Origin of the sequence: Sediminicoccus sp. KRV36, from assembly GCF_023243115.1 — a bacterium.
In the GTDB taxonomy this organism is placed as follows: Bacteria; Pseudomonadota; Alphaproteobacteria; order Acetobacterales; family Acetobacteraceae; genus Roseococcus.
On the sequence record NZ_CP085081.1, the window covers coordinates 4,634,426 to 4,654,864 of the forward strand.

General features: G+C 65.8%; 19 protein-coding genes. 9 read left to right on the forward strand and 10 right to left on the reverse strand.

The genetic code is table 11. The features are described from left to right. Positions 1-231 precede the first annotated feature (231 nt). Entirely contained in the window at positions 232-1,242 is a 1,011-nt protein-coding gene (locus LHU95_RS22070) for an enoyl-CoA hydratase/isomerase family protein (protein WP_248709106.1), read from the reverse strand. A gap of 125 nt (positions 1,243-1,367) precedes the next feature. On the opposite strand from LHU95_RS22070, the gene LHU95_RS22075 reads away from it, so the two are divergent. Further along, complete coding sequence (locus tag LHU95_RS22075; RefSeq protein WP_248709107.1) at positions 1,368-2,117, forward strand: superoxide dismutase; 750 nt, start codon at positions 1,368-1,370, stop codon at positions 2,115-2,117. Positions 2,118-2,240: 123 nt separating this feature from the next. Here LHU95_RS22075 and LHU95_RS22080 read toward each other — a convergent pair whose 3' ends face one another. The 5 genes from LHU95_RS22080 to LHU95_RS22100 form a co-directional block, all read right to left on the reverse strand. Continuing rightward, entirely contained in the window at positions 2,241-2,576 is a 336-nt protein-coding gene (locus LHU95_RS22080) for an NIPSNAP family protein (protein ID WP_248709108.1), read from the reverse strand. A gap of 62 nt (positions 2,577-2,638) precedes the next feature. Then, positions 2,639-4,249 (reverse strand): ABC transporter substrate-binding protein, encoded by a 1,611-nt coding sequence (locus LHU95_RS22085; protein ID WP_248709109.1) that lies wholly within the window; start codon positions 4,247-4,249, stop codon positions 2,639-2,641. Between the two features lie 294 nt (positions 4,250-4,543). Continuing rightward, positions 4,544-6,169, reverse strand: a complete 1,626-nt coding sequence (locus LHU95_RS22090; RefSeq protein WP_248709110.1) for a long-chain-fatty-acid--CoA ligase — start codon at positions 6,167-6,169, stop codon at positions 4,544-4,546. 276 nt (positions 6,170-6,445) lie between these two features. Beyond that, the gene (locus LHU95_RS22095) at positions 6,446-6,706 is read right to left on the reverse strand and encodes a hypothetical protein (RefSeq protein WP_248709111.1); all 261 of its coding nucleotides are present in this window, start codon (positions 6,704-6,706) and stop codon (positions 6,446-6,448) included. A gap of 5 nt (positions 6,707-6,711) precedes the next feature. After that, entirely contained in the window at positions 6,712-7,674 is a 963-nt protein-coding gene (locus tag LHU95_RS22100; protein WP_248709112.1) for a tripartite tricarboxylate transporter substrate-binding protein, read from the reverse strand. A 108-nt stretch (positions 7,675-7,782) separates the two neighbouring features. On the opposite strand from LHU95_RS22100, the gene phnC reads away from it, so the two are divergent. The 5 genes from phnC (at position 7,783) to phnE (LHU95_RS22125) (ending at position 12,496) form a co-directional block, all read left to right on the forward strand. Further along, complete coding sequence (phnC, locus tag LHU95_RS22105) at positions 7,783-8,613, forward strand: phosphonate ABC transporter ATP-binding protein (RefSeq protein WP_248709113.1); 831 nt, start codon at positions 7,783-7,785, stop codon at positions 8,611-8,613. Positions 8,614-8,634: 21 nt separating this feature from the next. Then, complete coding sequence (phnD, locus tag LHU95_RS22110; protein ID WP_248709114.1) at positions 8,635-9,678, forward strand: phosphate/phosphite/phosphonate ABC transporter substrate-binding protein; 1,044 nt, start codon at positions 8,635-8,637, stop codon at positions 9,676-9,678. A gap of 105 nt (positions 9,679-9,783) precedes the next feature. After that, entirely contained in the window at positions 9,784-10,785 is a 1,002-nt protein-coding gene (gene phnD, locus LHU95_RS22115; protein WP_248709115.1) for a phosphate/phosphite/phosphonate ABC transporter substrate-binding protein, read from the forward strand. 11 nt (positions 10,786-10,796) lie between these two features. Further along, a complete protein-coding gene (gene phnE, locus LHU95_RS22120) occupies positions 10,797-11,669 on the forward strand; it encodes a phosphonate ABC transporter, permease protein PhnE (protein WP_248709116.1) in 873 nt (290 codons plus the stop codon). Further along, entirely contained in the window at positions 11,666-12,496 is an 831-nt protein-coding gene (phnE, locus tag LHU95_RS22125) for a phosphonate ABC transporter, permease protein PhnE (protein WP_248709117.1), read from the forward strand. Before phnE (LHU95_RS22120) ends, phnE (LHU95_RS22125) begins: the two co-directional genes overlap by 4 nt. 31 nt (positions 12,497-12,527) lie before the next feature. Here the strand turns inward: phnE (LHU95_RS22125) and LHU95_RS22130 are convergent, their stop codons facing one another. The 4 genes from LHU95_RS22130 to LHU95_RS22145 are packed head-to-tail and all read right to left on the reverse strand — an operon-like array spanning position 12,528 to position 17,803. Then, positions 12,528-13,703, reverse strand: coding sequence for a M20 aminoacylase family protein (locus LHU95_RS22130; RefSeq protein ID WP_248709118.1), 1,176 nt, complete (start codon positions 13,701-13,703; stop codon positions 12,528-12,530). 10 nt (positions 13,704-13,713) lie between these two features. After that, positions 13,714-14,568 carry a MaoC family dehydratase gene (locus tag LHU95_RS22135; RefSeq protein WP_248709119.1) on the reverse strand — a complete coding sequence of 285 codons (855 nt, stop codon included), beginning with the start codon at positions 14,566-14,568 and terminating at the stop codon, positions 13,714-13,716. Continuing rightward, a complete protein-coding gene (locus LHU95_RS22140) occupies positions 14,565-16,655 on the reverse strand; it encodes an acetate--CoA ligase family protein (RefSeq protein ID WP_248709120.1) in 2,091 nt (696 codons plus the stop codon). The genes LHU95_RS22135 and LHU95_RS22140 overlap by 4 nt, the downstream gene beginning before the upstream one ends. Positions 16,656-16,711: 56 nt before the next feature. After that, on the reverse strand, positions 16,712-17,803 hold the full coding sequence (locus tag LHU95_RS22145) for a M20/M25/M40 family metallo-hydrolase (protein WP_248709121.1): 1,092 nt from the start codon (positions 17,801-17,803) through the stop codon (positions 16,712-16,714). Positions 17,804-17,850: 47 nt separating this feature from the next. Here LHU95_RS22145 and LHU95_RS22150 point away from each other — a divergent pair, with 47 nt between their 5' ends. The 3 genes from LHU95_RS22150 to LHU95_RS22160 are packed head-to-tail and all read left to right on the forward strand — an operon-like array spanning position 17,851 to position 19,915. Continuing rightward, positions 17,851-18,969 (forward strand): pyridoxal-phosphate dependent enzyme, encoded by a 1,119-nt coding sequence (locus tag LHU95_RS22150; RefSeq protein WP_248709122.1) that lies wholly within the window; start codon positions 17,851-17,853, stop codon positions 18,967-18,969. Positions 18,970-18,984: 15 nt separating this feature from the next. Beyond that, a complete protein-coding gene (locus tag LHU95_RS22155) occupies positions 18,985-19,494 on the forward strand; it encodes a MarR family transcriptional regulator (protein WP_248709123.1) in 510 nt (169 codons plus the stop codon). Between the two features lie 19 nt (positions 19,495-19,513). Then, entirely contained in the window at positions 19,514-19,915 is a 402-nt protein-coding gene (locus LHU95_RS22160) for a DUF1398 family protein (RefSeq protein WP_248709124.1), read from the forward strand. Positions 19,916-20,439: the final 524 nt, after the last annotated feature.

The following is a 20,439-nucleotide window of genomic DNA, read 5'->3' on the forward strand; positions in this document are numbered from 1 at the left end:
CAGGCGAAGCAGCCCGTGTGTCGGATACACATCCGCAGCCGATTCACACGCAGGCGAAGCCTCCCGCGTGATCGGATACACATCCGCAGCCGATTCACACCCGGGCGAAGCCGCCCGTGTGATCGGATACACATCTGCAGCCGATTCACACCCGGGCGAAGCCGCCCGTGTGATCGGATACACATCCGCAGCCGATTCACACCCGGGCGAAGCCGCCCGTGTGATCGGATGCTATCTGAACAGCCCGAGCACCGCCGCCCGATCCACCGCTTCCAGGCTGGCGGGCGCCCAATTCGGCGCACCATCCTTGTCTACCAGCACGCTGCGCACCCCCTCGCAGAAATCAGGATGGTCATGCACCACGCTGCGGGTGAGCTTGAGTTCCTCATCCAGGCATTGGCGCAGATTCATGCCCGCCCCCCGGCGCAGCAATTCCAGTGATACGCTCAGGCTGGTGGGGGACATGCGCCGCAGGATCTTCACCTGCGCGGCCGCCCATTCCGTCCCTTCAGCCTGCAAGGCGCCGATGATGCCCAGAACGCTGTCCTGCCCGAAGCAGCGATCCAAGGCGGCACGATGCGGTGCGAAGCTCGCCTCGGGCAATGGGGCGGCAAAGCGCTCCACCACACTGGCATCACCGCTTTCAACTAGGGCCGCGCGCAAGGCTGGAAAATGCTCTCGCAGCACGTAATGCGTGGCGAGGCCGGCATGGACGCAATCGGCCCCTGTCAGCCGCGCGCCGGTCAGGGCCAACCAGGTGCCGATGCTCCCGGGGAGCCTGGGCAGGATGTGGCTGGTCCCGACATCGGGGAAGAGTGCGATGGCAGTTTCCGGCATGGCCAGCAGCGCATGTTCGCTCACCACGCGCGGGCCATTATGGATGGCCAGGCCAATACCGCCGCCCATGCAGACACCGTCAATGAGCGAGACCCAGGGCTTCGGGAATAATGCAATCCCCTCATTCACCGCATATTCCTCGGTGAAGAAGGCCTCGACCGGCGGGCGGTCGCCGGCCACCGCCGCCGCGCGGACAGCGCGCACATCGCCGCCGGCGCAAAAAGCCCGCCCCCCCGCGCCCTCAAGCAGCACGAGCTTCACGGCCGCGTCATCCTTCCATTGCGCGATGGCGGAGGCGAAGTTCCGGATCATGCCAATATCCAGCGCGTTCAGCGCCTTCGGGCGGTTCATCAGGATGGTGCCGGCATGGCCCTCGCGGTTCAGGATCAGGCTCGCTTCGGTCATGTTGTTTCCTCAGTTTATCCTGCTTGCGCGGTAGCGCGGGGGGGCGTGACTGTCCAGCAGCCTTGCGGAACCGGCCCTGTGGCATCAGTTTGCAGATACCAAGACCCCCCGAGGAGGAAATCACCATGGCATTCATTCATCGCCGCGGCTTGCTGCTGGGCGCGGCCGCCCTTGGCCTGGGCGCTTTGACCCAACGCGCCCAAGCCCAGGCACCCGCTACCGCTCCAGCCCCGGCACCTGCTCCCACAGGGCCCTTCACCCACGCACCGCTGCCCTACGCGTTCGACGCCAATGAGGCCTCGATCGATGCGCGCACCATGGAACTGCATTGGCGCTTTCATCATGGCGCGCAGGTGGCCAATCTCAACCGGGCCTTGGTCGGCCAGGATGCCTTTGCAGCCATGCCGCTGGATGAGCTTCTGATGAATCTCTCCCGCGTGCCGGAAGCCGTGCGTGGCGCCATCCGCAACAATGGCGGCGGCCATGCCAATCACTCCATGTTCTGGGACATCATGGGCGGCCGGGGCGGCGAGCCGACGGGCGACCTCCTGGCCGCGATCACCCGCGACCTGGGCGGCTGGGGCGAGTTCCGCAATCGCTTCAATGCGGCCAGCATGGGCGTGTTCGGTTCGGGCTGGGCCTTTGTGACGGTGACGCCCTCCGGGGCACTCGCCATCGCGACGCGGCCAAACCAGGATAATCCATTGATGGATGGTCAGCGCGTGCTGATGGGCAATGACGTGTGGGAACACGCCTACTACCTGCGCTACCAGAATCGCCGGAACGAGTATGTCGGCAACTGGTGGAACATCCTGAATTGGGAAAAGATCAGCGAGCGCTACGCCGCTGCGATGGCCGGCACGCTGCGGGTCTGAACATGGTGAGGGGGCTTTGCCCCCTCACCTCGACCGCTTGCAGGGATATGACCCCTGGCAAGAATCCTGCGCCGAGACACAGGACGTTCGTGTTTGCGCCGAGAATTTCAGCAGCGGCGCCGCTCAGCCCTTCTTCGCCTTGAAGGCCGTGAAGTGCGGCGCTTCCTTCACAATGCGGTTTTCCATCTTGATCAGCATGCCGCCCTCGGCCGCGCCCTTCAGGTAAGCGCCCCAGGCCGGATCGGCCGCCATGGCGGCGCGGCGGTGCTCGCGGTCGCCCTGGTCTTTGTAGCCCCAGAGATGGACGACGGTATTCAGTTCGCCCTCGACGGTGGTGTACCAGCCCAGGCAATTCTCCAGGTATTTCAGCTGGAGCGGCCAGGCCTTCTCCTCATAGAGCTTGACGAAATCCGCCATGCGGTTCGGCAGGCAGGTATAGATGCGCAGATCAACGATCATGTGGCGTTTCCTTGGTTTGAATGGAACGCCGCCATCATCGCTGACCTGCGCGGACTGTAAACCTACTGGATCTCCACCGGCACCAGATCCTGGAACCAGGATTGCGCGCTGGTGAAATTGCGCACCCGGCGATGCATGGCCCGTGGATTCAAGTCATGCACGATGTAGAGCCAGGGGGGATTGTCCACGAGGCGCGCATGGGCCCGCGCATAGGCTGCGTTGAATTCGCCTTCATTGGTCGCGCGTTCAAGTTGGGCGAAAGCCGCCTCGAAGGCCGGATCATTCCATTGCGGCCAGTTGAAGCCGTTGGGCGGCACAAAAGCCTGGAGGAAGTAGCGCGCCGCCACGCTTGGATCGCTCGACGGCGAGGAGACGTTGATGCCGAGCGATCCCGCAAGGATCGGCGCCCCGGGCGTGCTGCGCACCGCGCCCAGCAGCGTGTTCCATTCGGTGACCTCGAAGCTGAGATTGACGCCGCAGGCATCACGCAGGTTCTGCTGGAGGAACTCATTCATCGGCAAGGGCAGCATCTGGCCCGAGCCGGAGGTCGAAATCATCACCTTGAAGGCGAGCGGCCGTTGCGCGTTGAAGCCCGCCTCCGACAGCAGACGGCGGCCGCGCGCGGCATCGAAGCTGTAGCGATTTTCGGGCGTGCCGAAATTCGGATCATTGGGCTTGAGCCAGCCGACGCTGGGCTCAGCCGTGCCGTTCAGCAATTGAACAAGGCCCGCGCGGTCCACGCAGTAATTCAGCGCCTGGCGCACCCGCACGTCGGCAAGCGGGCTGTTGCCGCCCGTTTGCAACAGATAAGGCCAGACATGGGGATAGCTACCCGTCGTGATGTTGAACCCAGCCTGGCGCAACGAAGGGATGGCATCGGGCGGCGGCACCTCGATCCAATCCACTTGGCCGGAGCGAAGTGCCGCAAGGCGCGTCGTCGGCTCGGGCATGGGCAGCAGCACCACGCGGTCCACGCGCGGGATGCGCGTTGTGTCCCAGTACTGCTCATTCTTCGACAGTTCCGCCGAGGTCCGCGGCACGAAGCGGCTGAGGCGGAAGGGGCCAGTGCCGGCTGGCGGCAGCGCGGCGACCCGTGCCCAGTCGCGCCCACCCTGCTCGAAGCTCTGCGGGCTGGTGAACAGAATATAGACCGCCATGTAGGGGAAGTACGAGGCGACACGGTTGGTGCGGAAGGCGATGGTCCGCTCATCCACCTTCCGGTAGCCCTCCATGATCGGAATGCGGGCGCGGGTGATGGCGCTCCCCGCCGCCTCGAATTGCGGCGACTGGTTGTTGAAATAGCGCTCCAGGTTCCAGATCACCGCATCGGCGTTGAAGGGTGTGCCATCATGGAAGCGCACACCCTCGCGCAGGGTGAAAAGCCAGGTCTGCGGATCGGCCGGGTCCTGCCGCCAGGAGGTGGCGAGGCCCGGGCGCAGCGGGGCTGGCTGGTCGGCGCGGGACAGGTCCCAGAGGACGAGGCTCTCGAAGACCGGATAGCCGAGGAAGCGCATCCCCTCGAAGCCATTATTGGGCATGCCCGTGGTCGTCGGGACATCCGCCGCCGTCATCGCGATGCGCAGTACCCGCTGGGGTGCCTGCTGGGCGATGGCCGGAAGGGCCAGCAGGGCGGCGGCGAGGCCGAGCCCTGTCGCCTTGAGCATGAACCTCATGAAGCGTCTCCTTGATCCAAGGGAGACATCGCAACAGCCTGGGCCGCGCCACACAAGAGGGCATATGCCTGCCCAACAGGGCCGGATTCATCCCGCTGCGCGCAAAAGCGGCAGGAAGATCAAATTCAGCCCCACAACGCCCGCTTTCCGGACCGCCAGGGGCGGCCGGACCGGCCGCGCCACAAGCCAGGCTGCCCATGCCCTCCCAGGTTCCATCCGATTTGGCGCAGACCGCGATGGAGGCGACGGATACTGCATGGCTGCCCATCGGATCGCTGGCGCTGGCCGCGCCGCTTACCCCTCCAGCGAATAATTCTTGAACTGCCGCTTCAGCTCCGCCTTCCACAGCTTGCCTGTGGCGGTCATCGGCAGGGTCTCGACGAATTCCACCCGGTCCGGCATCCACCACTTCGCCACCTTGCCATCCAGCACGGCGAGGATGCTTTCGGGTGTCGGCTCCGTGCCTGGCTTGCGCACCACCAGCAGCAGTGGACGCTCATCCCATTTGGCGTGGTGCACGCCGATGGCGGCTGCCAGAGCGACATCCGGGTGGGCCAGGGCCAGGTTTTCCAGCGTGATGGAGCTGATCCACTCGCCACCGGATTTGATCACATCCTTGGCGCGGTCCACGATCTCGATGACGCCTGGCGCGTCCAGCGTCACCACATCGCCGGTGCGGAACCATCCATCCGCGTTGAAGGCCGGATCATTTGGATGATTGAAGTAGCTGCCGGCCACCCAGTGGCCCTGAACCTCCAGCTCACCAAAGGCCACCTCATCCCGCGCGATTGGCTTGCCCCCATTGTCCAGCACGCGGAAATCCACACCGAAGGGCGGCCTTCCCTGCTTTCGGCTATAGGCAAGCCAGCGGGCCTCGTCCCAGTCCGCATGCTCCGCCTTGCGCGAATTGAGGCTGCCGAGCGGGCTCAGCTCTGTCATGCCCCAGGCATGCAGGATGGAAATGCCATATTCGCGCAGGAAGCCCGTGGTGATGGCCACCGGCAGGGCAGTGCCGCCGACCACCAGCCGCGGCGGGATGCTGAATTTCCGTGCTGGATCCGCCCGCAGCCATTGCAGAAGCAGGGTCCAGATGGTCGGTACGCCTGCCGAGAAGGTGATGCCCTCCTCCTCGAACAGCCTGAACAGGCTGGCCGGATCGAGCCTCGGCCCGGGCAGCACAAGCGAACTCCCCGCCATGGCCGAGGCATAGGGAATCGACCAGGCGTTCACATGGAACATCGGCACCACCGGCATCGCGACATCGCGCGCCGAAAGGGCGAAGACATCCGCCTGGATCGCAGACATCGCATGCAGCACGGTGGAGCGATGCGAATACAGCACGCCCTTGGGCATGCCCGTTGTCCCGGAGGTGTAACACAGTGACGAGGCGCTGCGCTCATCGAGCTGCGGCCATTCGTAGTCTCCGGACTCGGCGGCAATCAGTGCCTCCTGGTCCAACACTGGCACTGGCAGCGCCGTATTCGGCGCGGGCCCCATCAGCACCACGGCACGCAAGGATTTGGGCAGACGCTCCGCGACAGCCATCAACGCCGGCAGCACGGAAGGGTCCACAAAGACGACCGTATCGGCAGCGTCTTCCAGGATATAGGCGATTTGATCGGCGAAGAGGCGCGGATTGACCGTGTGCAATACGGCGCCCATGCCGGAGACGGCGTAATACACCTCCAGATGCGCGCGCGAATTCCAGCTCATTGTCGCCACCCGATCGCCAGGGCGCACGCCGAGGCGGATCAGCGCCTGGGCCAGGCGCTTCGCCCCGTGCTCCAGCCTGGGCCAGGAATCACGGGTGATGGCACCCTCCGCATCCACCGAGACGATCTTCGCCCCCTGGTGATGCCGCGCCGCGTGCCGCAGGATCGAAGAAACGAGCAGCGGGTGCTCCTGCATCAGGCCCAGCATGTTGTCCTCCCTGTTGGTCTTATGGGTGCATCCTGACGCAAGGCGGGTGGGCGCGTCCATTGCTCAGCTTGCTCGGAGACTGCGTCCTATGGTCGCATTGGCGCGGCTTTGTTCCGCGATGCGGTGGCATGGAACGAGGCCAATCCAGCCAGCGAGGACGGCCGCGATGAGGCGGTCATCGAGCTTGGGGAAGAACGTCTCAGCGCTGGCAGGCGTCAATGCCAGGGATCAGCCACCCCAGAGCCTTGCGCAGTGGGAAAAGCTGGCAGTGCCGCGCTACCAACCCAGGCGGCGCGGATCCCCGGGAGGCGGCGCGTTGAACGCGCGGGGGTTGTTGCTCGGCGGCAGGTCAAAGCGGCGCGGGTCGTTCGGCGTCAATTCCCGGTTGAGCGTGAGGCCGCCCGTCGTGGATTGAAAGCCGCGCTCAAAGCCGGGCTGGCCGAACGGCATGTCCGGCACACCGGAAGAGCCGGGCGAGGTATCCACCGAGCCGCAGGCACCCAGCAGCACAGCGAGACCCAGCAAGGTTAAGCGCATGACGATCACTCCGGTCGAATGCTGGCACCGCGAATCAGCTCGCCCCACATGGTGGTCTCACGAGCCAACAGGTCACGCACGGAAGCTGCATCGCCGGTGACGATATCCACCCCCTGCTCCGCCATGCGCGACCGCAGGGTCGCATCTTCCGTGGCGGTTCGCAAAGCGGCACCCAGTCGAGCCAGGACAGGCTCCGGTGTGCCCACCGGTGCGAACAGGGCCTGCCAGAACACCGCCTCGAAGCCGGGCACGGCATCAGCGACGGGGGGCAGGTCAGGCACCAGGGCGTTACGTTCGCGCGAGGAGATGGCCAGCCCACGCGTTGCCCCCTCCCGCATGGTCGGCAGGGCTTCAAGCAGGGCCTGGAACATCGCCTGGATGCGGCCAGCGCGCAGCTCGAGCAGCGCCGGGGCGCCGCCACGGAAAGGGATGTGCACTACGTCAATGCCGGTGCGCGCCACCAGAAGTGCTTGGGCCAGATGATTGACGGCGCCGGTCCCGCTGGAGCCAAAATTCACCCGCCCGGGATGGGCCCGGCAATAGGCGATGAATTCTTCCGTCGTGCGGGCCGGTACGGCAGGACTCACATGCAGCGCGAAGGCCGTACGGAACACCATTCCGACGGGCACCAGTTCACGCATCGGCTCACGCGGCGTCAGGTTCGGCTGCAAGGCCGGGTTGATGGCCAGGGTGGAGGTCCCCATCAGCAGTGTGTAGCCGTCAGGTCGCGCCTGCGCGACGTGAGTATTGGCCACCGCCGTCGCCGCACCAACACGGTTCTCGATGACGACGGGGACACCCAGCTCCCGCTCCATCCGCGCAGCTACAGCGCGGCTCGTGACGTCGGTCACCCCGCCAGGCGCATAGCCGGAAGCGATGGCGAGGGCCCGGCTCGGGAAGCCCTCCTGCGCCCGGGCCGGAAGGGCGAGCAGGCTGGGTGTGGCCAGCAGGACGCGGCGTGGTGGCATGGGATCCTCCGTTTTTTGGCATTGAGGCGGATATAACAGGGCTTTCGCGCAACCGTCATGCGGGTGTCATACAGAACTTCTACGCCGCCTCGCAGCAGTCGGGGTCTGATGATGCTTGATATTGAAGGTCTGACACGCCGCTTTGGTGATGTGAAGGCCGTTGACGGTGTGAATCTCTCCGTGCCGGCAGGCCAGTTCGTGGGCGTCATCGGCCGCTCCGGCGCAGGCAAATCCACCCTGCTGCGCCTGATCAACCGCCTGGCAGAGCCCAGCGAGGGACGCATCATCTTTGAAGGCCGTGACGTGACGGCACTCAAGGGCCGGGCGCTGCGTGATTGGCGCACCGGCTGTGCCATGATCTTCCAGCAGTTCAATCTCGTGCAGCGCCTCGATGTCCTGACGAACGTGCTGATCGGCCGGCTGAACCACCGCCATGGAATGCTGGCGCGCCTCGGCTCGCTCTTCTGCCAATTCTCGGCCGAGGAACGCGCCATGGCACTGGCCGCGCTGGAGCGCTTTGACCTGTTGAGCACGGCCCTGCAGCGCGCCGATACACTCTCGGGCGGCCAGCAGCAGCGAGTGGCCATTTGCCGCGCGTTGATGCAGCAGCCGCGCATCATCCTGGCCGACGAGCCGATCGCCAGCCTGGATCCCCGCAACGCGCGCACCGTGATGGATGCGCTGGCCCAGGTGAACAGCCGCGACGGCATCACCGTGCTGGTCAACCTGCATCACCTGGAGACGGCACGCGAATACTGCACCCGCGTCATCGCCATGCAGCACGGCCGCGTGGTCTTCGACGGCGCACCGAGCCAACTGGATGCGGCGCGCATCACCCAGATCTACGGCATCACCGAGGCGGAATTCCAAGCGGAAGCAGCTGCCGCGGTGAATGCCAGCCACGCCTATTCGGCGCCGCACCAGGCGGCAATGGCCTAAATAATCCCAGGAGAACCAAAGATGATGAATCGCCGCTACCTCGGCGCGCTGGCCCTCGGTGCCAGCACGCTGCCCGGCCTCGCAACCGCCCAGGTGCCGCGTGCCGCGCCTGCCACACTGGCGCCGGAAGCCGCCACCGGTGCCCGCATGCGCCGCACGCTGGATGCCGATGTCAGCATGCCAAGCCCAGGCCGCAAGGCATGGGCCGCGCAGGTCCCGCAAATTCGGATCGGCCTGCTCGGCGGTGAGAACGAGGCCGACCGCATGGGCCGCTTCGGCGCCTATCAGAACCTGCTGCAGGAAACCTTCCAGATTCCCGTGCGCCTGTTTGCCGCCAGCGATTATGCCGGGGTGCTGCAAGCCTTCTCCGCCGGACAGATCGAGTTCGCCAGCATGGGCCCCTCGGTCTATGCCGGCACCTGGATTGATACGAATGGCGGCGTGGAGCCGGTGCTGGTGGCCGAGGAGCGCGACGGCTCCATCAGCTATATCGCCGTCATGGTCACGCGCAGCGACAGCGGCATCACGAATTTCGAGCAGATGCGCGGCCGCAGCCTGGCCTGGGCCGATGCCAATTCCACCTCCGGCTACCTGGTTCCACGCTTCGCTCTGCGTCGGCAGGGGATCGGGGTGGAGAGCGGGCAGTATTTCGCGCGCACCGGCTTTGGCGGCGGGCATGAGCAGGCGGTGGTCGCCGTGCTGCAACGCCAATACGACGCGGCGATGACCTGGGCCTCAGGCCAGGGCGATCCGAACGAGGGCTTCAGCCGTGGCAACCTGCGCGCCATGGTGGACAAGGGCATGCTCAACATGCGCGACCTGCGCATCATCTGGCAGAGCGAGCCGATCATCAACGGCCCGATCACCATGCGCACCAACCTGCCGCGCGGCTTCCGGGATGACATCGTGAATTTCCACCTCGCACTGCCCAAGACGCATCCGGCGATCTACCAGCAGATCGAGCGGGGCGGCGGCACGGGCTATCGCGAAGTGACGCATGCCCAGTTCCAGTTCCTGGTGGATATGCGCCGGGAAGAGGCGGCCGAGCGCCGCAGACGCTCCTAGAGTGCTCCCATGCTTCGCGCTGGAAGCCGACCGCATCGCTACTGGCGTGGGACCTGCCAGGGCGTGCCGGTCGCTTCGCGGCCCTGATGTTCGAGGCTGCCTGCAATGAACCACACTGATCTGACCCGCCGCATCCTGGTGGGTGCAGCTTCCCTCCTGCCAGTCTCGGTCGCGGCGCAGGAATGGCGTCCGCGCCGCACGGGCGATGGCACCCATGCCATGCCCGAACCTGGCCGCCGCGCCTGGGCCGAGCAGGTGCCGGTCATCCGCGTGGGCCTGATGGGCGGCGAGAATGAGGCGGATCGCCTCGGCCGCTTCGATGGGCTCCGCCGCCTGCTGGAAGAGACGTTCCATGTGCCGGTGCGGCTGATGCCAGCCAGCGATTATGCGGGCGTCATGCAGGCGCTTTCCGCCAGGCAGATCGAATTTGCCGGGCTTGGTCCCTCCATCTACGCCGCAGCCTGGATTGATACGAATGGCGGCATCGAACCCATTCTGACCAGCGAGCAGGTGGATGGCTCCACCAGCTACGTCTCTGTCATGCTGGCGCGTGCCGACAGCGGGATCAGCAACCTCGAACAGATGCGCGGGCGCAGCCTTGCCTGGGCCGATCCCAACTCTGCCTCGGGCTATCTTATCCCGCGCTTCGAGCTGCGCCGAGCGGGCGTCGGCGTCGAGCCCGGGCAATTTTTCGGCCGTACCGGCTTTGGTGGCGGGCATGAGCAGGCCGTGGTCGCCATGCTGCAACGCCAATATGATGCGGCGGTGACCTGGGCCTCCGGCATCGGCGACGTCAATGAGGGCTACACCCGCGGGAATATGCGCGCCATGGTCGAGAAGGGCATGCTGCGCATGTCCGATGTTCGAATCATCTGGCAGTCGCGTCCCATCCAGAATGGGCCACTGGCGATGCGAACCGATCTGCCGGGCGGGTTCCGCGAGGATATCATCCGCTTTTACCTGGCGCTGCCGCACGCCAAACCGCAAGTCTTCGAGCAGATCGCGCGCGGCACCGGTGCCGGATTTCGCGAAGTGCGGCACAGCGACTACGAGGTCTTTGTGGAAATGCGCCGCGAGGAAGCGGCGGCACGCCGGCGGCGCTCCTGATGGTGGGCCCAATGAGTCCTGGCATCTGCATCCAGGACGCCGCCTTTCGCGATCTGCGCCGCCAGCGCCGGGTGGCAACGGTGATAGGCCTCGCCATTCTCACCGCCTGCCTGTTGCTGGCAGCCCGAACGAGTGAATTCTATCCCGCCTCGCTCGCTGCCGGCTTGCCACGCATCGGCGAGTATTTTTTGCGTATCGCGCCCTCCCTCGCATGGGAGAAACTCTTCGCTGGCGTCGATACAGAAGGTAGCTTCGCTTTCTGGTTCTATCGCCTCGACGCCTGGGCGCTGTTGCTGTTCGAGACGGCGCAGATGGCGGCCCTCGCGACGCTCAGCGGAGCGGCGGCCGCGCTGTTGCTGGCCTTCCCCGCGGCCAGAAACCTGGGTGCGCCGGCCTGGGCCTTCCAGGCCTCACGTCGTTTGCTGGAAGCCACCCGCACCGTGCCCGAGATCGTCTTCGCGCTGATCTTTGTGTGGGCCTTCGGCGTTGGGGCTCTGGCCGGCATCCTCGCCATCGCGCTCCACACGGCGGGCGCATTGGGGAAGCTTTTCGCCGATGCGATGGAGAATGTGGAGATGCGTCCCTGGGATGGCGTTCGCGCCGCCGGCGGCACCTGGAGTGAGGCTTGCCGCTTCGCTGTGCTGCCCGCCGCCCTGCCCGACCTGCTCAGCTACGCGATGCTGCGCTTCGAGATCAATCTGCGCTCCGCCAGCGTCATCGGCTTCGTCGGCGCGGGCGGCATCGGCGAGGAACTCTACAAGGTGATCTCCTTCAACTATTACGAGGAGATCAGCGCCATCATCCTGCTGGTCATTCTTGCCGTCATGATGATTGACCTGATCTCTGAGCGACTGCGCCGGCGAATCATCGAGGCAGTGGCATGACCCCCGCCGAAATCACTGCGTGGCAGCAGCGGGTGCCTCTCGCCTTTGGTCCCACGCCGCAGGTCCGCGGGCTGCGCATACTGGGGGGTTTGGCCTTTCTCACCTGGTTGTTTGGCACACTCTGGTGGTTTGATGTCTCGCCTCAACGCATGTGGAACGGCCTGAACGGGCTTCTTGTCATCACGCGGTTGATGATCCCGCCGTCGCCGGGTGAGCAATGGCTGGAAATTCTCCAGGGCCTCGCCGAGAGCCTGGCCATGGCATTCCTGGGCACCTTCATCGCAGCACTCATCGCGCTGCCGCTGGGTTTCCTGGGTGCCAACAATGTCGTGAGCAATACGCTGTTCCGCTTCTCGCTGCGCCGCGTCTTCGACGGATTTCGTGGCGTGGACCAGTTGATCTGGGCGCTGGCCTATGTGCGTGCGGTTGGCTTGGGGCCGCTGGCCGGCGTACTCGCCATCGCGACCGCAGACATTGCCGTATTGGCCAAGCTATATGCCGAAGCCATCGAGAACGCAGAAAAAAAGCAGGCTGAGGGGATTGCCGCGGCGGGGGGATCGCCAACCCTCGTCATGCGATTTGGCATCCTGCCTCAGGTGGCCCCCGTCTTGCTCGGCCATGCCTTGTATTTCTTTGAGAGCAACACGCGCTCAGCCACCATCCTGGGCGTGGTAGGCGCTGGCGGCATCGGACTGCAGATCGCGGAACGCATCCGCGTTCGGCATTGGGATGAGGTGGCGTTCATCATCATCCTGATGGTGCTGATGGTTGCCGTGATCGACTGGATGTCAGGCAAGCTGCGACGCCGGTTGATCGGGGCGCGCTGAAACGGAAGGAACGCCGATCAGCGCCCTCCGTCTATCCCTCGCCCAGTTGCTGTTCCACCAGCCGCGCGAAGCAGCTGGCGCCGATGGGCAGCAGGGCGTCGTTGAAGTCGTAGCGGCCATTGTGCACGGGCACATCGCCATGCTCCGGTGTCATCTGGCCGAGCAGCATGAAGGCGCCGGGCGCCTTTTCCAGGTAATAGGCGAAATCCTCACCGGCGGTGAGCGAGGGCAGGTTGGTCATGATGAGGTCATCCCCCACCACGTCGCGCGCTGCCGCCTCGAAGGCTGAGGCTTCCTCCACCGTGTTGATTGTGGGCGGGTAAGAGCGGCGGTAATCCAGCGCCACCTCCACCCCATGCGCCGCGGCCAGGCCGTGCAGCGTCTGGTGGAACAGCTCATCCATCGCGCGGCGGGTGCTGGGTTTCAGCGTGCGGATGGTGCCACTCATCTCCACGGTTTCGGGGATGACGATCTGCGAGGTGCCGGCGTTGAAGCGGCCAACGGAGAGCACCACCGTGTCATGCGGGTCCATGCGGCGGCTCACCAGGTTTTGCAGCGCGGTGTAGAGCTGCACGGCGCAGGGCAGCGGATCGAGCCCGCGATGCGGCTGCGCCGCGTGGCTGCTGCGGCCGGTCAGCGTCAGGTTGAAGTAATCCACCGCGGCCAGCACCGTGCCGGGGCGGATGGCGGCGGTGCCGAGCGGCAGGTCATAGGAATTGTGGATGCCGAAGACCTGGTCGCAGGGGTATTTCTCAAACAGTCCGTCGCGCAGCATTTCGGCGGCCCCCGTCAGCCCCTCTTCCGCCGGCTGGAAGATCAGGTGGACGGTGCCGGAGAAGTTGCGCGTCTCGGCCAGGTAGCGCGCGGCACCCAGCAGCATGGTGGTGTGGCCGTCATGGCCGCAGGCATGCATACGGTTGGGGATGGTGCTGCGATGCACGAATTCGTTGAGTTCCGGCATGGGTAGCGCGTCCATGTCGGCGCGCAGGCCGATCTTCCGGTTGCCGGGGCGGCGGCCCTGAATGATGCCGACCAGGCCGGTCTTGCCGAAGCCGCGCTCGATCTCGATGCCCCAGGATTGCAGCTTTTCGGCCACGATGCCGCTGGTGCGGACCTCCTCGAAGCCGATTTCGGGATGGGCGTGGAAGTCGCGCCGCCACTCGGTCATCTCGGCGTGGAATTCGGCGATGCGGGGGATGGGCTGCATGGGGTTCTCCTCAGGCGAAGCGGAAGGCGCCGTTGCTAACGACGACGACATCGCGCTCCACCACGCGGGCGCGGAAGGTCGCGCCCTCCGGACGATGCCAGATTTCGGTGCGGATCGTCTCCCCCGGATAAACGGGCGAGGAGAAGCGCAGATCCATCCCCCCGAAGCGGGCGGTGCCATAATCGCACAGGCTTTGCATCAGCGCGTGGCAGACCACGCCAAAGGTGCAGAGCCCGTGGAGGATGGGGCGCGGGAAGCCGGCCTTGGTGGCGACGCCCGGATCAATATGCAGCGGGTTGTGATCGCCATTCAGGCGGTACCAGGCGGCTTGTTCCGGCCGGGTCGGCAAATCGAGGGTGATGTGCGGCGTGCCCTCGGGCTCGGGGTGCGGGGCCTTCACCAGGCCCGCCGCGCCACCGAAGCCGCCATCCCCCCGTGCAAAGGTGGTCATCTCCACGGTGGCGAGCTTCTCGCCGGTCATGGCGTCACGGATCACGCGCTCGGAATAGATCAGCGCGCCCTTCCCGTGGCCGCGATCCACCAGGCCCGTGACGCGGGAGGTGCCGATGATTTCGCCGCTGGTGGGCAGGGGCCGATGCAGGGTGAGGGATTGCTCACCATGCACCACGCGCACCCAATCCACGCCGGTATCGGGCGCCTTCAGCCAGAAGCCGGGATAGCCGAGCACGACGGCCATGGACGGCATGGCCTGCAAGCCCGGCTCATAGGTGAAGGGGAGTTGCCGCAGATCCATCGGGTCCTGCCCCAGGCCGATGGAAAGGTTGTAGAGCGCCACATCCTGCCAGCGCAGCGTCTGCCGGATTTCCGGAATGGGATAGGCGAGCAGCTTTTCGGCGATGATCACTTCCCGATCTCCAGCACGGCATCGGCGGCGAAGGCGCCCTCGCCTTCCGGCAGAACCAGCAGCGGGTTGATATCCACCGAGATGAGCTGCGGCCCGGCGGCGGCGGCGAAGGTGGAGAGGTTGGCCAGGGCCAGGGCCAGCGCCGCCACATCGGCCCGCTTGCGACCGCGGATGCCATCCAGCAGCGGAAAGCCCTTGAGGCTGCGGATCATCACCTCGGCATCTTCGACGCTGAAGGGGCAGCGACGGAAGGTCACGTCCTTCAGCACCTCGATGAAGATGCCGCCCAGCCCCACCATGGCGACCGGCCCAAAGACCGGGTCGCGCACCATGCCCAGCGCCATTTCCACCGCACCCTTGATCTGGCGCGCGACCAGCACGCCCTCGATATTGGCGCCCGGCGCGCGTTCGGCGGCGCGGGCGAGCAGCGTGGCGAAACCGTCCCGCACCGCCGCCTCGCTGGCGATATCCAGCAACACGCCGCCGATCTCACTCTTGTGGAGGATATCCGGGCTGAGGATTTTCAGCACCACGGGGAAGCCGAATTCGGCTGCCGCGCTGACGGCCGCTTCCACATCGGCGCAGGCGCGTTGCGGCACGGCCGGGATGCCGCTGGCAGCGAGAATGCGCTTGCCCTCGGCCTCCGTCGGCGTGTGATCGGGCAACACCACTTCCGGCAGCAGGCTGGCCACACGCTCGGCGCGGGCAAAAGCCTCGCCGAAGCGGCCCATCGCGTGCAGCGCCACCACGGCGCGCGTCGGGTCCTCGAAGATCAGGAAGCCGTCCTTCTCATATTCGCGGATCATGTCGCGCGGGGCGATGATGGAGAGCGCCCAGAGCCGGTCCGTGTGCTGGTCCGCCACCGCCTTCATCTGCGCGCGCAGCTTGGGTGCCACCGACTTCGACGCCCCCACCTGGGTGAAGAAGCCCAGGCACGAGGTATAGCCACCATCCACCACCATCGCCTTGGCGAATTCGCCGATGAGTTCCGTCTGATTGATCGCCTGCGCCGTGCAATCCACCGGGTTGCGGGGCGCGCAGAAGGGCACGAAGCCGCGCAGCCTGTCCTGCGCCGCCTGCGGCATTTCCGGCATGTCGAAACCGATGGATTCCGCCACATCCGAAATCAGCACGCCCGCCCCGCCGGAGACCGTCACCACGCCCAGCGTGTTGCGCACGGGATAGATCTTCTTGGTCGCCGCATAGGCGATATCCAGCAGCTCCTCCGTGTTGCGCGCGCGCACCACGCCGAATTCCTGCAGCACCGCATCCGTCACGGCGTCATCGCCCGCGATGCTCGCTGTGTGGGATTGCGCCGCCGCCTGGCCGAGCGCGCTGCGGCCCACCTTCATCATCACCACGGGCTTGCGGTTGCGGCGCGCGAGATCGAGTGCGGCCAGGAAACGCTCGCCCTCGCGAATGCCCTCGGCATAGGCGCAGATCACGTCCACATCGGGGCTTTGCGCCATCCAGCCCAGCACGTCGCTCAGCGTCACCTCGGCCTCATTGCCCGTGGTGATGCAGATTTGCGTGCCGATCTCGCGGTCCCGCGCGATGGAATACAAATGCGTGCCATAGGCGCCGGATTGCGACGCAATGCCGATCCGCCCCGGCAAGGGCCAGCCGCTTTCGAAGCTGGCGGAAAACGTGGCGTAGAAGTTGATCGCGGCGTTGAATAACCCCAGGCAATTGGGGCCGAGCAGGCGCATGCCATGCCGCCTCGCGCTCGCCACCATCACATCCTGCGCGGCGGCCCCCGTGGCATCCATTTCGGCGAAGCCCGCGGTGAAGACGATGGCGCCCTTGCAGCCACGGGCCCCCAGATCCTCCACCGCCTGCAAGGCCGCGGCACTCGGCACCGCGACGATGGCGACATCGGGCGTCTCGGGCAGGCTCGCCACATCGGCATAGCTGGTCAGGCCCTGCACCGTGCTGCGCTTGGGATTCACGGGGTAGATGGCGCCCTGGAAGCCGCGTTGCAGCATGTAGGAGATGGGACGGCCGCCGATGCGCGTGGCCTCGTCGGAGGCGCCGATGATGGCGATGGAACGTGGGTTCACGACCGGGTCCAGGGATGAAAAATTCATTTTTGCGTTTCCTCAAACAAGAAAGGGGCTTCGCCCCTTGGACCCCGGCAAGAGCCTTAGGTTCTTGCATCTCCATTCAACAACGCACCAAACACATCGACTGCGCGGAGCAACTCCGCCACGGAAACACGCTCGAATGGCGTATGCGCCGTCTCGATGCTGCCGGGGCCAAGTACCACACAGGGCGCGATGGCCTGCAATTCCGAGGCATCCGTGCCGTAGGGGGCGGTGCGCGCCGCCACGCCCGTCACGGCACAGGCCCGCCGCACCAGGGGATGATCCAAGGGCAATTCCGGCGGATGGCCCTCATGCGCCTCCTCCAGCGTCAGGCCGTTGGCGCGCGCGGCCTCGCGCATCGCCAGCAGCACAGGGGCGGGGTCCACGCGATGGCTATAGCGAAACTTGATGCGCGCCGTGGCCTTGGCCACTGTCACATTCACCGCTGTGCCGTGATTGTCCACCACCAGGTTGAAGTCGCTGAACACCGGATCATAGGCGTCATCCTGCAAGGATGGGTCACTGCGCAGCCGCTCGAACATCGCGCTCGCCTCGACCAGGAAGGGGATCAGCGCCCAATTCGCGTTCAGCCCCTTGCCGGTGGATGAATGCGCCTGCACCCCCTCGGCCGTCGCGGTGAAGGCGATATGCGCGCGATGGCCACGCACCGGGATCAGGCTGGTGGGCTCTGCCACGATGATGCCGGCCAGGCCCGCACGCTTCGCCAGCACGGATTGGCCGGCGATGATGCGCGCCCCCTGCTTGGTGGTTTCCTCATCCGTCGTGATCAGCAGCGTGGCGCGCGGCGCCCGCCTGGCCGCCATGACGCAGGCGGCCACGGCACCCTTCATGTCCACCGAGCCCAGCCCGTGCAGCACGCCATCGCGGATGGCGCCACTCCAGGGATCATCGGTCCAGCCCGTCGCCGGCACCGTGTCCATATGGCCGGAGAGCGCGAGGCCGCCAGGGCCGCCGCGATGGGCCACAAGGGCGCGTTTCGCGACCCCGCCGGCATCCACGTAGTCCAGCCGCTCGATCTCGAAGCCGTCGAGTTCGGCCTCGATACGCTCGGCGACTTCCAGGTTGGAGAGGCTGCTGCGGCTGTCCATCCGCACGAGATCGGCCGCGAGGGCTGCCAGTTCTTGTTCCATGGAGGGCGAGGCTTGCCCGAAGCGGGGCATCGCGCAACCCTTGGGGGATGACATCCTATCTCGATCCGCGCTCCGGCCGGACTTATCCTCTCGAAACCCCGCGCTGGTGCGGCGATGACCGCGCGCCGCTGTTGCTGACCGATCTTCCGGGAATCGGGCGGGACGACATCGCCTCCGGCGTGCGCAGCATCTGGCGCTACGCCGCCGCCCTGCCCTTCCTGCCGGCCCGGCCGATCTCGATGGGCGAGGGCTGCACACCGCTGGTGGAAATGACACTGGGTGAGGGCACCGCGCTGCTGAAATGCGAGTGGTTCATGCCGACCGGCAGCTTCAAGGATCGCGGCGCCTCGGTGATGCTCTCCCTGTTGCGGGAGCAGGGGGTGACGTCCGTGCTGGAGGATTCCTCCGGCAATGGCGGGGCGGCGGTGAGTGCCTATGCGGCGGCGGGCGGCATGGCGGCCACGATCTTCGTGCCCGCCAGCACCAGCCCGGCCAAGACGGTACAAAGCCGGGCGGCGGGGGCTACCATCACGCTGGTGCCGGGCTCGCGCCAGGATTGCGCCGATGCGGCGGAGCGCGAGGCGGAGAAGATCTTCTACGCCAGCCACAATTGGCAGGCATTTTTCCTGCATGGCACCAAGACCCTGGCCTATGAGCTTTGGGAAGATTTTGGCTTCCAGGCGCCCGATAATGTGATCGTGCCCTGTGGCGCGGGTTCCAATGTGTTGGGGTTGTTCATCGGGTTTTCCGAATTGCTGCGCGCCGGGCAGATTGCCAAGTTGCCGCGCATCTTCGCGGCCCAACCGGCGAATTGCGCGCCCATCGCCCGCGCGGCGCTGGGGCTGGACCCGGTGCCGGCGCAGCCCACCATCGCCGAGGGCACGGCCATCGCGCAGCCCTTGCGTGTGATGGAATGCCTGCGGGCAATGCGCGAAAGCGGCGGTGGTGCGGTGATGCTGAGCGAGGCGGAAATCGCCGAGGCATCGCTGATGCTCGCAAGGCGAGGTGTCTATGTGGAACCCACCTGCGCGCAGGCGGCGGCGGCCTTCGGGCGGCTTCTGGCCTCGGGCAAGATTGCCGCGCGCGAGAGCACGGTGGTGGTGTTGACCGGCACCGGCCTGAAGGCAACGCCGCGTTATGCGGAGCTTCTGGGGGTGGAGGTCTGAGCAGCCGCAATCTGATTGACTAGGAAATCGGAGCGCATTAGTTTCCTTGTCAACTTCATAAGCTTTCCCATGGCAACCAATCCTTCCGCATTGACCGCGCATCTAGGCTACTGGCTCCGCCAAGTGTCCAACCACGTGTCGCAAAGCTTCGCTCGCAAACTGGCCGCCCGGGATGTCACCGTCGCCGAATGGGCAGTGATGCGCATGCTGCTCGACCGGGTGCCGCCCTCCCCCAGCCAGCTCGCTGAGGAGATGGGGATGACACGTGGCGCCATCACCAAGCTGGCCGACAGGCTGCTCGCGAAAGGGCTGATCGGCCGACGGGCGAGCCATGCGGATGGGCGCTCCCACACCCTTCATCTCACGGCGCAGGGCGCGGATCTGGTGCCTGATCTGGCGGCTCTGGCTGATGCGAATGAGGCCGAGTGCTTCGCCCATCTGCCTGAAGCGGACCGGGCCACACTGCGGCGCATCCTGGAGGAAACGGTCCACCGGCTGGGCCTCACCGCCACGCCGATCAACTGACGAGAAGCCAGGAGCCCCGATGGACCATCGCCTGACCCTGATCGCCCAGGCATGCCTTGATGCCGCGGCGCAGAACAGCATGACCTTCCCGCAAATTGTCGGCACGCTGATGCAGGCAGGCTTCGAGAGCTACATGGTGGATTATCGCCGTTCGACGGCGACCTACTACCTGCCGGATGGGGAAAGCCTTGTGCTCTCGACATGCCACGGGCGCAGCCCCATCGCGGCGGCGCTGGACGGCGCAGCACTTCTCGCTGCCATCGCGGATGCGCAGCAGAAGGTGCCCGGCTACACCTATGCGGGTTTCTGCGCGAAGGTGATGGCGGCGGGCTGTGCGGGCTACATCGTCTCCTTCACCGGGCGCCGCGTCGTCTATTTCGGTCGCACCGGTGAAACCCATACCGAACATTTTCCGCGATAGGCGGACTGGCCGGGAACCAGGGCCTGGCGCGCAATACCAATCCCGCGACCGGAGAGCACGCGCCCAAAGGTCATCGCCCTAAATCTTGACTTTTTCAAGGATAATGGTATAAATTCCTAAATGACGCAGCGAGTTTTGTTCTCCCGCCCTTCGGCCTGTCCAAAAGAAGGCCTGCATTCCGGTCCGTCCCCGCAATTCCGTCTCCTCGCCCTGGCGCGCGGAAGCATGGACGGGCTTTCGCTGCCTGCCTTCCGCTGTTCATCGTGAGGCGGCGGCCTGAGCTTGTCCCGCACCAGGACCTGCTGCGCGAGGGGTACGCGGAGCGCGGGCTGGATTCGCGGTTTGGGTATGGTTGTGCGGGCGGGGCGACTCCAGCGACCGGGCGCTGGCCCTTGCTGACCGGGATGCGGCCCGCAGCGCATTTGTCCCAAAGCGTGGTCGCGTGGCAAAAGCCCGCAAGTCAGTTGGTAAGATGGTGAGGCGGACTCGCCTGTTGCGGCGCTCTGCCAGGTGATGGGGCTCGC

Excerpts from the sequence above, each read along its gene's own strand:
- LHU95_RS22070 (WP_248709106.1), bottom strand. The coding sequence starts at position 1,242 with ATGACCGAAGCGAGCCTGATCCTGAACCGCGAGGGCCATGCCGGCACC.
- LHU95_RS22075 (WP_248709107.1), top strand. The coding sequence starts at position 1,368 with ATGGCATTCATTCATCGCCGCGGCTTGCTGCTGGGCGCGGCCGCCCTT.
- LHU95_RS22080 (WP_248709108.1), bottom strand. The coding sequence starts at position 2,576 with ATGATCGTTGATCTGCGCATCTATACCTGCCTGCCGAACCGCATGGCG.
- LHU95_RS22085 (WP_248709109.1), bottom strand. The coding sequence starts at position 4,249 with ATGAGGTTCATGCTCAAGGCGACAGGGCTCGGCCTCGCCGCCGCCCTG.
- LHU95_RS22090 (WP_248709110.1), bottom strand. The coding sequence starts at position 6,169 with ATGCTGGGCCTGATGCAGGAGCACCCGCTGCTCGTTTCTTCGATCCTG.
- LHU95_RS22095 (WP_248709111.1), bottom strand. The coding sequence starts at position 6,706 with ATGCGCTTAACCTTGCTGGGTCTCGCTGTGCTGCTGGGTGCCTGCGGC.
- LHU95_RS22100 (WP_248709112.1), bottom strand. The coding sequence starts at position 7,674 with ATGCCACCACGCCGCGTCCTGCTGGCCACACCCAGCCTGCTCGCCCTT.
- phnC (WP_248709113.1), top strand. The coding sequence starts at position 7,783 with ATGATGCTTGATATTGAAGGTCTGACACGCCGCTTTGGTGATGTGAAG.
- phnD (WP_248709114.1), top strand. The coding sequence starts at position 8,635 with ATGATGAATCGCCGCTACCTCGGCGCGCTGGCCCTCGGTGCCAGCACG.
- phnD (WP_248709115.1), top strand. The coding sequence starts at position 9,784 with ATGAACCACACTGATCTGACCCGCCGCATCCTGGTGGGTGCAGCTTCC.
- phnE (WP_248709116.1), top strand. The coding sequence starts at position 10,797 with ATGAGTCCTGGCATCTGCATCCAGGACGCCGCCTTTCGCGATCTGCGC.
- phnE (WP_248709117.1), top strand. The coding sequence starts at position 11,666 with ATGACCCCCGCCGAAATCACTGCGTGGCAGCAGCGGGTGCCTCTCGCC.
- LHU95_RS22130 (WP_248709118.1), bottom strand. The coding sequence starts at position 13,703 with ATGCAGCCCATCCCCCGCATCGCCGAATTCCACGCCGAGATGACCGAG.
- LHU95_RS22140 (WP_248709120.1), bottom strand. The coding sequence starts at position 16,655 with ATGAATTTTTCATCCCTGGACCCGGTCGTGAACCCACGTTCCATCGCC.
- LHU95_RS22145 (WP_248709121.1), bottom strand. The coding sequence starts at position 17,803 with ATGGAACAAGAACTGGCAGCCCTCGCGGCCGATCTCGTGCGGATGGAC.
- LHU95_RS22150 (WP_248709122.1), top strand. The coding sequence starts at position 17,851 with ATGACATCCTATCTCGATCCGCGCTCCGGCCGGACTTATCCTCTCGAA.
- LHU95_RS22160 (WP_248709124.1), top strand. The coding sequence starts at position 19,514 with ATGGACCATCGCCTGACCCTGATCGCCCAGGCATGCCTTGATGCCGCG.